The 12,822-nt window shown below is 60.5% G+C and carries 12 protein-coding genes and 1 pseudogene; 7 read left to right on the top strand and 6 right to left on the bottom strand.

The window, feature by feature from the left end; genetic code table 11:
- Nucleotides 1-16: 16 nt before the first annotated feature.
- From AB4Y32_RS20955 to AB4Y32_RS20935, 5 genes are all read right to left on the bottom strand, one after another.
- Complete coding sequence (locus AB4Y32_RS20955; RefSeq protein WP_368723182.1) at nucleotides 17-337, bottom strand: hypothetical protein; 321 nt, start codon at nucleotides 335-337, stop codon at nucleotides 17-19.
- A gap of 39 nt (nucleotides 338-376) precedes the next feature.
- A complete protein-coding gene (locus AB4Y32_RS20950) occupies nucleotides 377-967 on the bottom strand; it encodes a superoxide dismutase (RefSeq protein ID WP_368723181.1) in 591 nt (196 codons plus the stop codon).
- Nucleotides 968-1,006: 39 nt separating this feature from the next.
- Nucleotides 1,007-1,501 carry a hypothetical protein gene (locus tag AB4Y32_RS20945; protein WP_368723180.1) on the bottom strand — a complete coding sequence of 165 codons (495 nt, stop codon included), beginning with the start codon at nucleotides 1,499-1,501 and terminating at the stop codon, nucleotides 1,007-1,009.
- Nucleotides 1,502-1,583: 82 nt separating this feature from the next.
- Nucleotides 1,584-2,768, bottom strand: a complete 1,185-nt coding sequence (locus AB4Y32_RS20940; protein ID WP_368723179.1) for a chromate transporter — start codon at nucleotides 2,766-2,768, stop codon at nucleotides 1,584-1,586.
- Nucleotides 2,765-3,745: a chromate resistance protein ChrB domain-containing protein gene (locus AB4Y32_RS20935; protein WP_368723178.1), complete on the bottom strand. Its 981-nt coding sequence runs from the start codon at nucleotides 3,743-3,745 to the stop codon at nucleotides 2,765-2,767. Before AB4Y32_RS20935 ends, AB4Y32_RS20940 begins: the two co-directional genes overlap by 4 nt.
- A 136-nt stretch (nucleotides 3,746-3,881) precedes the next feature.
- On the opposite strand from AB4Y32_RS20935, the pseudogene AB4Y32_RS20930 reads away from it, so the two are divergent.
- The 6 genes and pseudogenes from AB4Y32_RS20930 (at nucleotide 3,882) to AB4Y32_RS20900 (ending at nucleotide 10,177) form a co-directional block, all read left to right on the top strand.
- Nucleotides 3,882-4,714, top strand: a pseudogene (locus tag AB4Y32_RS20930) (EamA family transporter).
- A 1,198-nt stretch (nucleotides 4,715-5,912) separates the two neighbouring features.
- Nucleotides 5,913-6,602 (top strand): ABC transporter permease, encoded by a 690-nt coding sequence (locus AB4Y32_RS20920; protein WP_368723177.1) that lies wholly within the window; start codon nucleotides 5,913-5,915, stop codon nucleotides 6,600-6,602.
- Nucleotides 6,599-7,312, top strand: a complete 714-nt coding sequence (locus AB4Y32_RS20915) for an ABC transporter permease (RefSeq protein ID WP_368723176.1) — start codon at nucleotides 6,599-6,601, stop codon at nucleotides 7,310-7,312. Before AB4Y32_RS20920 ends, AB4Y32_RS20915 begins: the two co-directional genes overlap by 4 nt.
- A gap of 31 nt (nucleotides 7,313-7,343) precedes the next feature.
- Nucleotides 7,344-8,111, top strand: coding sequence for an ABC transporter ATP-binding protein (locus AB4Y32_RS20910; protein WP_368723175.1), 768 nt, complete (start codon nucleotides 7,344-7,346; stop codon nucleotides 8,109-8,111).
- A gap of 80 nt (nucleotides 8,112-8,191) precedes the next feature.
- Nucleotides 8,192-8,968: an ABC transporter substrate-binding protein gene (locus AB4Y32_RS20905; RefSeq protein ID WP_368723174.1), complete on the top strand. Its 777-nt coding sequence runs from the start codon at nucleotides 8,192-8,194 to the stop codon at nucleotides 8,966-8,968.
- Nucleotides 8,969-9,061: 93 nt separating this feature from the next.
- Complete coding sequence (locus AB4Y32_RS20900; protein ID WP_368723173.1) at nucleotides 9,062-10,177, top strand: succinylglutamate desuccinylase/aspartoacylase family protein; 1,116 nt, start codon at nucleotides 9,062-9,064, stop codon at nucleotides 10,175-10,177.
- A gap of 419 nt (nucleotides 10,178-10,596) precedes the next feature.
- On the opposite strand, the gene AB4Y32_RS20895 is transcribed toward AB4Y32_RS20900, so the two are convergent.
- The gene (locus AB4Y32_RS20895) at nucleotides 10,597-11,481 is read right to left on the bottom strand and encodes an N-acetylmuramic acid 6-phosphate etherase (protein ID WP_368723172.1); all 885 of its coding nucleotides are present in this window, start codon (nucleotides 11,479-11,481) and stop codon (nucleotides 10,597-10,599) included.
- A gap of 610 nt (nucleotides 11,482-12,091) precedes the next feature.
- On the opposite strand from AB4Y32_RS20895, the gene AB4Y32_RS20890 reads away from it, so the two are divergent.
- Complete coding sequence (locus AB4Y32_RS20890; protein WP_368723171.1) at nucleotides 12,092-12,493, top strand: winged helix-turn-helix transcriptional regulator; 402 nt, start codon at nucleotides 12,092-12,094, stop codon at nucleotides 12,491-12,493.
- The last annotated feature ends 329 nt before the right edge of the window (nucleotides 12,494-12,822 follow it).

The following is a 12,822-nucleotide window of genomic DNA, read 5'->3' as shown; positions in this document are numbered from 1 at the left end:
TTTACAAAACGACTGGTCAGTCGTCGTCTTCCTCATCTTCCTTCGTCGCGACGACCTTCCCGGTTTCATCGAGAATCAGTTCCTGCTTCTGATCGCCGGCGCCCAGGGTGACGTTATATTGGGTTGTGCCCCGGGCGGTGTGCTTTTCGATTTCACTGACCGGGCGACCCTGTGCCTGCTGGTCAATGGTGGCTTTGACAGGGGCCGGCACCTGTGAGAGCTCAATGGTCTGGCCGCCGGCTTTTTCGGTAGGCCGCTGCTCGCAGCCGGTAGTCGCAATCAGGCACGCGAGAATCAGACTGGCGATCGTATATCGCCCGTTGGGAATCAACATCATGTCCTCCCTCTTCGTGTCGAGAAATCGCCATCCGGACGCTCAGATGATCAGCGCCTCGAATCGCGTCTTGACCTTCTGCCAGTTCACGTTCTCCATGAACGCGTCAACATAGGCGCCCGCCTTTGCGCCGAAGTCGATGTGATACGAATGCTCGTACATGTCGAGCGCCAGAATGGGCACGCAGTCGGCGAGCGTATGCGCGTGATCGGACGCCCACTGGTTGATCAGCTTGCCGAGTCGGGGCGACCAGTTCAACAGCACCCACCCCGAGCCACCACCAAGTGCCTTCCCCATGGCGGAGAATTCAGCATGCCAGCGCTCAACACTGCCGAAATCGCGTACGAACGCAGTTTCAAGCGGTCCGTCCATGGCTTCGCTTGCGCCCAGCGACTCGAAGTAGATTTCATGCAGGACCATCGAATTGGCCGCGATCAGTTCCTCGCGTTTGAGTCCATTGAGCACGAAGACGGGTGCGGTGCTCACATCGATTTCCGCAAGCTGCGCGGTGATGGCGTTCAGGCGCTTGACGGCGCCCGCGTAGTTGTTCTCGTAGTGACTGGTGATCAGCTTTTCCGACAGACCGGCAAGCCGTGAAGGGTCACAGGTGAGGGGTTGTATCTCGAAGCTCATGGATGACTCCTGTTGCTGCGGACAACGAACGATGTTGGCTCACCGACTGGGAGCGTGATCCGTCACCCTGAGCTTTTCGCAAAGCCAGTAGTCGATCGACCATCTGCCACTACCCGTCGTCAGAAAATCCCCCAGTAGCAGTGTGACGCCAACATAGAGGACGCCGTAGCTCCAATCACCGTGGGGGACGATCGCTGCGTGGACTGCGCCATCCATGTGAGGGAACCTGCGAGGTTGGCGAGCGCCCGCACAATGAAGAATTGCTGCTGCCGGGTAGATCGCGAGCCTGATGCCTGCTCCGGCGACAAAGCTCATCCCCGCAAGAAACTCTGCCGCACGAAGGGCGAGGCCAACAGTAACCGCGCTGTCCGGCACTGCGCGCGGCCCGGGATGTGAGAACCACAACAGGTCCTGAAACGCGCCGTCGACCGGGGCAAGCAGCATGACGCCGATCGCCACACGCGTCGGTACAATCCATTGCGGCCCGCCTGTCCTGATCGTGGCGAGCACGCTCGATCTGCTCAGTAGCCGCATGGTTGCGTACCTCCTTGACGTGGTCAGTGCCCTGGCACCTCAGCGCGCCTGGCTAACCGACCGTGTCCGTCCGCGCTGCCTTTCATACGCCATGTGCGTGAATGAGTGGATAAACAGCGAGCCCGATGAGTGCCGCGGCAATGACGATGATGGGCTCCTGGAGCTTCTTGAAGCGCCAGAGCAGCAAGATTGTCGCGAGCGCCAGGAGAACGGTGGGCCAGTCAACAATCGAGCGGCGCGCGATCACGATCACGGAGCCCGTGATCGCACCGACGGCAGCGGCGGTGATGCCGTCAACAAACGCCTTGACGGCGGGAAGCTTGCCGTACTTCTTGAAGTACGGCGCTGGCAGCACCGTGAACAGATAGCAAGGCAGGAATGTGCCGAGAGCGGCCACACACGCGCCCACGAACCCCGCGACCAGGTATCCGATGAAGCCAACCGTGATCACGACCGGCCCAGGCGTAATCATCGCGACGGCCACGGCATCGACGAACTGTTTGTCATTGAGCCAGTGATGCTCGGTGACCACACCACCGTAAAGGAATGGCACGATCGCCAGTCCCGAGCCGAACACGAAAGCGCCGGCCTTCGCGAAGAACAAGCCGATCTGGCCGAGCAGGGGCCAGTCAAGTCCGCTGAGCACGCCGCTCGCGGCCGGCAGCTGTGCCGCCGCCGCCGCATTCAGTCCGCCCTTGCTGAACCATTTCGGCGGGGCGACAACGAACCAGTTGATGAGACCGCCCGCGATGAAAAGCCACGCGATCTCGGATTCAGTGATGACCGTTACGGCTGCGAGTATCAGGTAGATCGCCCACAGGAGCCTGTTTTTGCCGATCGTCTTCGTCGTGAGCTTGTATGCGCTCATCGCGATTATTCCGACTACGGCAGCGCCTACGCCATAGAAGGCCGCCTGCATCCACGAGAGGCCGCCGAAGTGCGCGTAGGCCCAGCCAAGGCCGACCACCATCAAAAATGACGGGAGCACGAAGGCGATACCGGCCAGCGTCGCACCGACGATGTGGTAGTGCACGTGACCCAGATAGATGCCAAGCTGTGCCGCCAGCGGCCCCGGCATCATCTGCGCGAGCGCTAGTCCTTCGCGGTAGTCCGACTCGCTGATCCACTTGCGCTGCTCGACGAGATCGCGGTGCATGTAGCCCACAAGCGCCACAGGTCCGCCGAACCCGAACGTGCCGAGGCGCAGCATGTAGAGGACCAGTTGGCCGAGCGTGTAGCCCGGCGCCGTTGCTGTCGTCGTGTTCACGAACGCTTCCTCTCGTCCCTGTTTTTTGTCGTAGAAACGAAATGCGTGTAGAGGGAATCGAGCACCCTGCTCATCTCGTCGAGCAACTGATCGTCATCGGCCGCACGCTCCCTCGCCCCTGCCATCACGGCCTCGAAGCCGATAGCCTCGGGCACGGGGGCACCGCCGACATCGAGCGCATGGACCATTTCGCCCAGCCGAAGCAGCGCGGGATTCTTGTCGAGGCCGAAGCTGACGACCAGTACCTCGAACGTCACGCGTTCGCCGACATGGGTGAACACGGCGCCGTCGAAATCGAAGCCGAGCGCGCTGGCCGGGCAGGCGCCGGGCGATGTGAGCCAGACGAAGCGCGCATCGCGATCGATGAAGCGCCGGATCAGCCAGGCGCTCGCGACGCGATCGACCCACATGTGTTGCCGCGTGGCCCAGGTGCGACCTTGATAGTCGCTGACCGACAGGCTGCGGATAGGGCGCTCGGCGGAATGGGGTTCACCGGGCGACAGCACGGTATCAACCAGCCCGATGAAGTCCTGCCACGCTGCTTCGGCGCGCGTCGCAGCGTCGCCCGGAAAGTAATCGATCGCGGCGATGGTTTCGTAGTCCTTGCGCAGACGCCGAAGCAGCTTGGTCAAGTCGGCCGCCGACTGGCCCGACACCGTCTTGCGCGCCTCCTTCAGCGTGAGCATGAACTGCGCATGATCGTCACTGCGGTCGAACAGCAGCCGGAATTCAGTTTCCTGCGCGGCATCGAGGCTCGGCGCCCGCAGCAAATGGGCAGTACCTCCACTTTCCGCAATGGCGGTCGCCAGTTCACGCAGCATCTGCTCGCGCGCCTCCGTATAAGGCAGCAGGTAGATGCCGTCGCGCAGCACCGCGCATCCCTTCGCCTTCAGTGCCCGCCAGAAGCGCATGCGCGCGGTGGCGTTTTCCGTGGGCAGCGTAAGGACGAGCAGCGACCAGGTTGTGACAGCTTCCATGTAGAAGAAGATACACACAAGTAACCATCTCTACAAGCCAACTCTGCTGCCGTCCAAGCCACGGGTTGTCGGCCAAGTGTCGGAACGGATCGATACACTGTAGCGTTAGGCGCGTGTTGCGCGAGCTCCCTGTCCCATGCACTCCCGATTCGGCGCGATATTCACCGCGATCACCGCCGCCGCGCTGTTTGGCGCTGCGACGCCCCTCGCAAAGGCCCTGCTTGGCTCAATGTCTCCGTTCATGGTTGCGGGATTGTTCTACCTCGGAAGCGGCATCGGCCTTGGAGCGGGTATCGTCGCCCGTCGGCTGCGCGGGTCCGGTATGGAAAAAGGCGGCCACATTCGCCGCGCAGAGCTGCCCTGGCTGATCGGTGCAATCGCCGGAGGCGGCGTCGCCGGCCCCGCGCTGCTGATGCTCGGCCTGTCCGGCACACCCGCGGTAACCAGTTCACTGCTGCTGAATCTGGAAGGTGTGTTGACGGCCTTCATCGCATGGGTCGTGTTTCGTGAGAACGTCGACGTCCAGGTGTTTCTCGGCATGGTGGCCATCATCGCCGGCCGCGTCATGCTGTCGTGGCAGCCAGGGGAAGCGGGTGTGCCGGCAGGGGCGTTGTTGATCGTCGGCGCGTGTCTGTGCTGGGCAATCGACAACAATCTCACGCGCAGAGTCTCGACTAACGACGCAATGGCAATTGCTTGCCTGAAAGGGCTGATTGCGGGGCCGGCAAACCTCGTGATTGGTTTGCAACCGGTGCGTCATTACCCGGTGCGTTTCCCCTGATTGCATGCAGCGAGGACTTTGCTTTTTTCCTGCAGCAGCGCCCAGGCTGCTTTCTGCATCTGGGAAACGGCTTGCATGCGCCTATGTTGCACAGTGCGCAGTACGACTACGCCGACGAAAATCTCGTTATTGGCGCTGCACTCTGGACTCGGCTCGTCGAACGTTTCCTCGGCTCGGACGCAACCTGAGCGAACTGCATCGACTACATGTGGGCGCATTCATCAGCGTGCACCGCCCTCCCCGTTCATCGAATTTCCGGCTTAGCTGCTGTCGATTTGATGGAACAACGACGACGCTAGTTCGCAAGCGGTGATAGGTCAGCGATTGCTCTCGCACCGATCTCTGACTCATGGGCAACAACATCGTTTTGGCGAGGGGGTGCCGCGACCTTGCTGCACCCTCCTCCGCTTCGCCTTGAGCTCATGTGGCTATTCACTGGCCTTCCTGGAACACTGCGCTAGTGTAACGAAAGCACCGAGTTAGAGCCGCGAAGGCGGGTAAACAGAGAAGTCCGCCATGCGCGATTGGAGCCCGAATGAAAGTCCGTCGGTTGCCTGTTATCTGCCGGTCGTCGAGCAGTGACGAAACGCCGCGTCATGCAACTGTCTCGGATTCATGTTCTTCAGATCGTCTGCCTCGTACACCTGTCCGACGATCTCTGCGACGCGCGTGTAAGTCTGCATCCGGATCTGTCGGATGCTCCGAGAACGGGATAGCGTTTGCACGTCATCTTCTTTCCTCCCATGTTCGCTGGAACGGAAGGCAGTCGCGGTTTCATTCGTCCAATATGCGGCAATTTCTCATTCGACGTGCGGGTGAGCTGATCTGATCGGCGATCTCCCGACCGCCTATCGCGACGTTGTGATCTGCTGCCGGTGTGGCACTTCCGAAACAACGATGTTGTATGGACAAGCTTGCATTGGATGCACGAATGATTTCGTCCGTGACAGGTCCGCGCGCCCCATCAACATCCGTTCTCACCCGCTTAAGGCCTGAAACAGGCGCTCTTTTGACTTCCGCATCGAGCACGCCTTGGTAATAACACCGATTGTTGGTTTCTGAGATGTCTCGATAATTGTATATACAAGCTGTGGAACCAGCCTCGGCGTCTGACCCAGGCATTGAATGCTTTCGATAGGGTCGTCAGCGTCCGGGATGCCGTATCCAATCATCGCTTTCGGCGACTTCATGAAGAAACGTGCCTCGCTCAAAGCGAAGACCGAACGGCTATCGCCCACATGATCAAGGACGGGACACACAAGAGGAATGAGTTGCGGTATTTCGACTTCGACGTGTGCGGCGGTTAAGTGTTGTCGCATCCACTCGCATCAACACAGGGGCACAAGCTGCGCGGCGGGCGCTCCCTGTCACCAAGGACATCCTTCCATGCTTTTTCAAGGCTTCGGCCCGCTGTTGCTGGCGGGCACGCTCGAAACTCTCAAGCTCGCGGTGCTCTCGCTCGCTGCGGCCTTTCTGCTGGGCCTCGCCGGCGCCGCGGCGAAGCTCTCGCGCAATCGCATGCTCGCGCGCCTCGGCGCGATATACACGACGCTGATTCGCGCGGTACCCGACCTTGTGCTGATGCTGCTGCTGTTCTACAGCATTCAGATCTGGCTCAACGACCTGACTGACATGCTTGCCATGGACCAGATCGACATTGATCCTTTTGTGGCGGGCGTCATCACGCTCGGCTTCATCTACGGCGCGTACTTCACTGAAACCTTTCGCGGTGCCTTTCTCGCCGTTCCCCGCGGGCAACTCGAGGCTGGCTTCGCGTACGGCATGAGCTCTACGCGTGTGTTCACGCGCATTCTGTTCCCGCAGATGATGCGCTTTGCGCTGCCAGGCATCGCCAACAACTGGCAGGTGCTTGTGAAGGCGACCGCGCTCGTTTCGATCATCGGCCTCGCCGACGTTGTGAAAGCCGCTCAGGACGCGGGCAAAGCGACACAGGCATTCTTCTTTTTCACGCTCGCAACCGGTGCAATCTACCTCGTGATCACCACCGTTTCAAACCTGGCATTGCACCGCCTCGAAAAGCGCTATTCGATCGGTGTGCGGAGGGCCGCGCTGTGATCGAACTCCTTCACCAATACTGGCCGAACTATCTTTACAGCGATGGCTTCAACTACAGCGGCCTCGTCATCACCCTTTGGCTGCTGGTCGTTTCGATCGCACTCGGCTTTCTGCTCGCCGTGCCACTCGCCATCGCGCGTGCGTCGCGCAACCCTTTTTTTTCGCGACCGATCTGGCTCTACACCTATGTGTTTCGCGGCACACCGCTCTACGTCCAATTGCTGCTTTGTTATACCGGCATCTACAGCCTGCACTTCGTCCATTCTCACGAACTGCTCGGAGAGTTCTTTCGCAGCGCGATGAACTGCACGCTGCTGGCTTTCACGCTGAACGAATGCGCCTACGCCACCGAGATCTTCGCCGGCGCGATCAAGGAGACCTCGCACAGCGAAATCGAAGCCGCCCGTGCTTATGGCATGTCGAATTACAAACTCTATACGCGCATCATCCTGCCCTCCGCATTGCGACGCGCGTTGCCCGCTTACAGCAATGAAGTGATCCTGATGCTGCACGCCACGACGCTGGCCTTCACCGCGACCGTACCCGACATCCTGAAAGTGGCACGCGACGCGAATTCGGCGACTTATATGACGTTCCAGGCATACGGCATCGCAGCCGCTTTGTATGCGTCTATCGTGTTCGCCCTGATCTGGGTATTTCGCCGCATGGAAATGCGAATGCTGGCTTATCTGAAACCTCAAGGGCACTGAATCCGTTCAGCCCTGATGGAGAGCATTGAGAATGTACAAGCTGATTGTCGACGATCTGCACAAGAGGTTTGGAGAGAACCAGGTTTTGAAGGATGTATCGCTCAAGGCGAAAGCCGGCGACGTGATCAGCCTGATTGGTTCTAGCGGCTCGGGAAAGAGCACGCTCCTGCGTTGCATTAACTTCCTCGAATTGCCGTGCTCCGGGCGCATCACGCTGAACCGCGAGGAAATCCGCACCACGACTGACGGCAGCGGCGGGCTGCGCGTGAGCGACCCGAAGCAACTGCGGATGATGCGCGCGCGTCTGTCGATGGTCTTCCAGCATTTCAACCTGTGGGCTCACATGACCGTGCTCGAGAACATCATCGAAGCACCCGTGAGCGTGCTGGGATTGAGCCGCAGCGACGCGCAAGCGCGCGCCCGAAAGTACCTCGACAAAGTGGGACTTTCGGCCGATGTCGAGCAGAAGTATCCGTCGCATCTGTCAGGTGGCCAGCAGCAGCGCGTGGCGATCGCCCGCGCGCTGGCGATGGAACCGGAAGTCATGCTGTTCGACGAACCAACCTCCGCGCTAGATCCCGAACTCGTCGGCGAAGTGCTGAGAGTGATGCAGGCGCTCGCAGAAGAAGGCCGCACGATGATCGTCGTGACGCATGAAATGGGCTTCGCGCGCAATGTTTCGAATCACGTTGTCTTCCTGCACAAAGGGAAGATCGAGGAGCAAGGCGACCCGCGTGAAGTGCTGACCGCACCGCGCAGCGAGCGGCTGCAGCAGTTTCTGGCAGGACGGCTGAAGTAAGTCATTCGATGCACTTCGTGCTCGACATTTTCCGGCATCTCCATCAATCCAATTTTCACAACCTATTGGAACCCACATCAATGAAGAAGTTTGCTCTGTTCATGGCGACCCTGGCGATCGCAACCTCCGCCTGCGCGAAGGACTGGTCCACCGTCCGGTTCGGTGTCGATGCGAGTTACCCTCCATTCGAATCGAAGAGTGCGAACGGACAGCTGGTCGGCTTCGATATCGACCTGGGCAACGAGATTTGCAAGCGACTAAATGCGAAGTGCGTGTGGGTCGAGAGTGCCTTCGACGGCATGATCCCGGCGCTGAAGGCGAAAAAGTTCGACGGCGTGCTGTCGGCGATGTCGATGACGCCGCAGCGTGAAGCGCAGATCGCGTTCTCGGCGAGGCTGTTCCACACGCCGACTCGCCTCGTTGCGAAGAAAGGCTCAAACCTCCGGCCGGCGGCAGATGCGCTGAAAGGAAAGGCGGTCGGTGTCGAGCAGGGCTCGATTCAGGAAACCTATGCAAAGATCAACTGGGCGCCGAAGGGCGTGAATGTCATCCCCTACCAGGACCAGGACCAGGTCTACGCAGACCTGACCTCGGGCCGTCTCGACGCCGCACTGCAAGACTCCGTGCAGGCCGACATGGGCTTTCTGAAGACAGCGCGCGGCGCGGGCTTCGCGTTCGCAGGCAGCGAGCTGACCGATCCGCAGGGGACGCTCGGCAGCGGCGCCGCCATCGGTCTGCGCAAGGAAGACACCGACCTGAAGGCAAAGATCGACAAGGCGATCGCGGACATGATCAAGGACGGCACGTACAAGAAGATCGAGGCCAGGTACTTCGCATTCGACGTGTATGGCACCTGACACACACGGTGACTGTGGCGCTCTGCACCGATCGCCTGAATCGCAATACCTCATCCCGCGCGCCGGTATCATCCGGCGCGCGCTCAAACCATCATGCAAACACAAACGCACCCGTTGATCTCCCCGGTGCTCGGCACGCAGCGGCACCTGACGAGCTTCCACTATGGCCCAGCGGGCGGGCAAAAGGTCTACATCCAGTCGTCGCTGCACGCTGACGAGTTGCCTGGCATGCTCGTCTCCTGGACACTACGCAAGCGCCTCGCCGCGCTGGAGACGGCGGGCAAGCTGCGCGGCGAAATCGTCATCGTGCCCGTGCCAAATCCGATCGGCCTCAACCAGCGGCTGCTCGGCCACATGCTCGGCCGCTTCGAAACGGGCACTGCGTCGAACTTCAACCGGAGCTTCCACGACCTGGCTGCGCTCGTGATCCCGCGTATCGAACCTCGCCTGACGGGCGACGCGCGACTGAACTTGCTCGCCGTGCGCGACGCCATGCGAGAAGCGCTCGCCGAGCAGACACCGACCACCGAGCTCGAATCCCAGCGTCTCGCGCTGCAGCGGCTGTCGTACGACGCCGACGTGGTGCTCGATCTGCACTGCGACTTCGAAGGCGCGATGCATCTCTTCACAAACCCCGACTTGTGGCCGGAAGTCGAGCCGCTCGCGCGCTATCTCGATTCGAAGGCCTCGCTGTTCGCGCTCAATTCGATCGGCAATCCATTCGATGAGATTCACAGCTTCTGCTGGTCGGAGTTGCGTGCGCGCTATGGCGAGCGCTATCCAATACCGAACGGCTCGATCTCGGTGACAATCGAGCTGCGCGGTCAGGCGGACGTGACCTACGCGTTCGCCGAGCGCGACGCGAACGCAATCGTCGAATATCTGACCTACCGCGGCGTCATCAATGGGACGCCCGCACCCTTGCCGCCGCTCGAGTTCGACGCCACGCCGTTCTCCGGCACCGAGCCGCTTCGCGCGCCGATCTCCGGTGTGCTTGTGTTCCGCACGCCGATCGGCGTCTGGGTCGAACCCGGCCAGGAAATCGCCGACGTCGTCGATCCACTGGCCGATCGCGTCGTCACGATCACCAGCTCCATAGCCGGCGTGCTGTATGCGCGGCAGCGTGCGCGCTTCACCACCGCGGGGCAGGAGGTAGCGTGTATCGCCGGGGCCAAGCCGATTCGTGGCGGCTCACTGCTTCCGAACTGAACGCATCACGGCGCCGGATCCCAATCCCCATGAGGACGTTTAATCATCGAGAACGCTTTCGCTCTTCTACGTTTTTCATTGAAACGGTTGGCAATACTGCAGAATTCCCAATTCAAAGCCAGATCATATATATGGGGGCGAATCACTAGGGGGCGCGCCAACACATTTATCGGGCTCACGGCCCCGCCGGATCCTTCCCACGTCGGGAATGCAACTCGTTCACGGCTGAAGCGCTCGTCATCGTCAGCACTTTGGTCTTCGGGCTGCAACGATGAACGAGGGTCGACAAGCGCCATCCGTTACCAGGATCGACGCGTTTTGCCGTTGTCGGAGGTCGAGGTTTCCTGGAGCTACTGACACCACTGACGCTTGAGGACGTTTCGGATGATTTACCTGCCCACGCCGGCCTTCGGTTTTTGTCACCCTCGCAGGGCCTGACGCACATTGCCCCCCGCCACCGCCAGGCGCGCCCTCGCCTCGTCCGCACCAATACCACATTTGAGGGCCACGATCGCGACCTTGACCTGATATCCGCATGAAACAAGCGTGCTGCGGGCCATTTCTTCGGACATGCCCGTCGCGTGCATGGTCAGGCTGATGGCACGTTGCACCAGCTTTGCATTGACTGGTCGCAAGTCAACCATCAGGTTGCCGTATACTTTCTTCAATCCCACCATCAAGGCGCTCGAGAAACTGTTCAGGGCAATCTTCTGCGCCGTCCCGGCCTTCAGACGCGTACTGCCCGAAATGATTTCCGGCCCGGTCACAAGCGCGATGCTGATCTGTGCGGCAGCCAGCACTGGGGCATTCGGGTTATTGGCGAGTCCGATCGTGAGCGAGCCACTTGCGCACGCCGCACGCAGCGCTCCGAGTACGTAAGGGGTAGAACCCGACGCCGCAATGGCGAGCACCACGTCGTTGGCTACCGGCCGCACAGCCAGCAGATCCACCTCACCCTGCTGACCGTCATCCTCGGCGCCTTCTACTGCTTCGGTAAGCGCGTCGGCACCGCCGGCCACCAGCGCGATTGCTCGAGCCCGAGGCCACGAAAAGGTTGGATAAAGCTCTACCGCATCAAGCAATCCGAGACGTCCCGAGGTGCCGGCACCCACGTAGATCAGTCGGCCCCCTGCCGCGATTCGGGGGATCGCTTCACGTACCGCTTCGGCCAGTTGTGCACGGGCCGCCCAGACTGCCTGAGCGGCGCTAAGTTGGTCCTCGATCAGAACATCAACCAGCCGATCGACCGGATACAGGTCCAGGTCGGGATGCTGCGGGTGCGGGATTTCTGTGGTGTTTTGCATCGCGATTCAATCCGGGCGCAGGTTTGGTCGCCAGAGGATGGGGCATGGACCGGCTTGAACACTCTCGCCCATTCGTCGCACCCTTCCCTAGCTTATTCCGGCACGACAATAACCAAAAGACTAAAACGCTTGCCGAGAGAGCGGTGGCTAACACTGTATGCCCCGTCCCGAGACCACGTGTTGGAGTGCTTGGTCGCTGCCGCATTGCACGCGAAGCTTCGAAGAACCGAATCTCCGTTGTGCGTCACCCCTGAGGAGACCCTGTTCCTCAAGGCCTGTGGGCCGCTCGCCGCCGGTCTGACGTTCAACTTCGTTTGAGGCAAGCCATGAAGACCAAGAACTCCCGCGCCCCTGTCGGAACCCCTCTGCGTCGCCGGTCGGGCGCTGTGGCGCGGCAAGCCTTGCGGCACAACAACCCTTGCGGTACCTGGCGTGTCACCGACGGCGCGCTATCCAAAGCCTGATCGGCGGTCAGTTTGAACGTACCGTGCCAGGAGCCCGTGATCCGCGCAGGCTGCGGAGTCACCAGTTACTTGCGCGTGCGTTGCGGGGCGAGCCGTGCTACCACATCCATATGATTAACATACTTACGCTCGGTGCGAGGTTTTGAATGGCTGCATTGTCCGAGAAGAGCGATACGCTGTGCCCGGTCGCGCGGTCTCAGGCTGTTATCGGCGACCGCCGGGCTGTCCTGATTGTGCGCGAACTGTTCATGGGCAATCGAAGGTTCGACGGCCTGCTGACGCAGTCGCAGGCGACACCGCAGATGCTCTCGTCCCGCCTCAAACGGCGGGAAGCAGACGGCATGATCGAGCGCAAGCGCTACATGACAAAGCCCCCTCGTTACGAATACGAACTCACGGAGATGGGGCGAGCGCTCTACCCCGTCATCCTGGCCCTTCGCGAATGGGGCGAAACGTGGCACAAGTCGCCGGACGAGGACGTCGCGGTGCGCTATACGCATCTCACCTGCGGCCACAATGCTGGCATTGGCACTGTTTGCCAAGCCTGAGGTGAGCCATTGCGACGCGAAGATCTAAAGGCTGAACTGAGCCCTTCCTACGCGCAGGAGCGCGCGGCACGACAAGTCGCAGTAGAGGTCGGGAAGCTTGTGTGATTCATACGCAGCGCATGACTGGTTCCCACACACTCACTCGCATGCCACATCGGGTGAATTAATTCACATTGAACTGAACATACCAGCGAGTGACTCAGCGTCTTCAAGGACTAGCTGGAAAAGACGAGTCGACGTCGGTTGGTCGATACGGGAATCGTTGTGGCTTCCGCAGGAAGTTGCGGAACAGGAAATAGTTGCGTGACGAACTGAAGCTGTTCAACGGT

Source organism: Paraburkholderia phymatum (assembly GCF_040965635.1).
GTDB classification, from domain to species: Bacteria; Pseudomonadota; Gammaproteobacteria; order Burkholderiales; family Burkholderiaceae; genus Paraburkholderia; species Paraburkholderia phymatum_B.
Note: the sequence above shows the minus strand (reverse complement) of the source record. Positions and strands in the feature narration are given on the sequence as shown.

Coding starts and splice junctions, on each gene's coding strand:
- AB4Y32_RS20950 (WP_368723181.1), bottom strand. CDS start 967: ATGAGCTTCGAGATACAACCCCTCACCTGTGACCCTTCACGGCTTGCC.
- AB4Y32_RS20920 (WP_368723177.1), top strand. CDS start 5,913: ATGCTTTTTCAAGGCTTCGGCCCGCTGTTGCTGGCGGGCACGCTCGAA.
- AB4Y32_RS20955 (WP_368723182.1), bottom strand. CDS start 337: ATGATGTTGATTCCCAACGGGCGATATACGATCGCCAGTCTGATTCTC.
- AB4Y32_RS20890 (WP_368723171.1), top strand. CDS start 12,092: ATGGCTGCATTGTCCGAGAAGAGCGATACGCTGTGCCCGGTCGCGCGG.
- AB4Y32_RS20900 (WP_368723173.1), top strand. CDS start 9,062: ATGCAAACACAAACGCACCCGTTGATCTCCCCGGTGCTCGGCACGCAG.
- AB4Y32_RS20905 (WP_368723174.1), top strand. CDS start 8,192: ATGAAGAAGTTTGCTCTGTTCATGGCGACCCTGGCGATCGCAACCTCC.
- AB4Y32_RS20895 (WP_368723172.1), bottom strand. CDS start 11,481: ATGCAAAACACCACAGAAATCCCGCACCCGCAGCATCCCGACCTGGAC.
- AB4Y32_RS20935 (WP_368723178.1), bottom strand. CDS start 3,745: ATGGAAGCTGTCACAACCTGGTCGCTGCTCGTCCTTACGCTGCCCACG.
- AB4Y32_RS20945 (WP_368723180.1), bottom strand. CDS start 1,501: ATGCGGCTACTGAGCAGATCGAGCGTGCTCGCCACGATCAGGACAGGC.
- AB4Y32_RS20910 (WP_368723175.1), top strand. CDS start 7,344: ATGTACAAGCTGATTGTCGACGATCTGCACAAGAGGTTTGGAGAGAAC.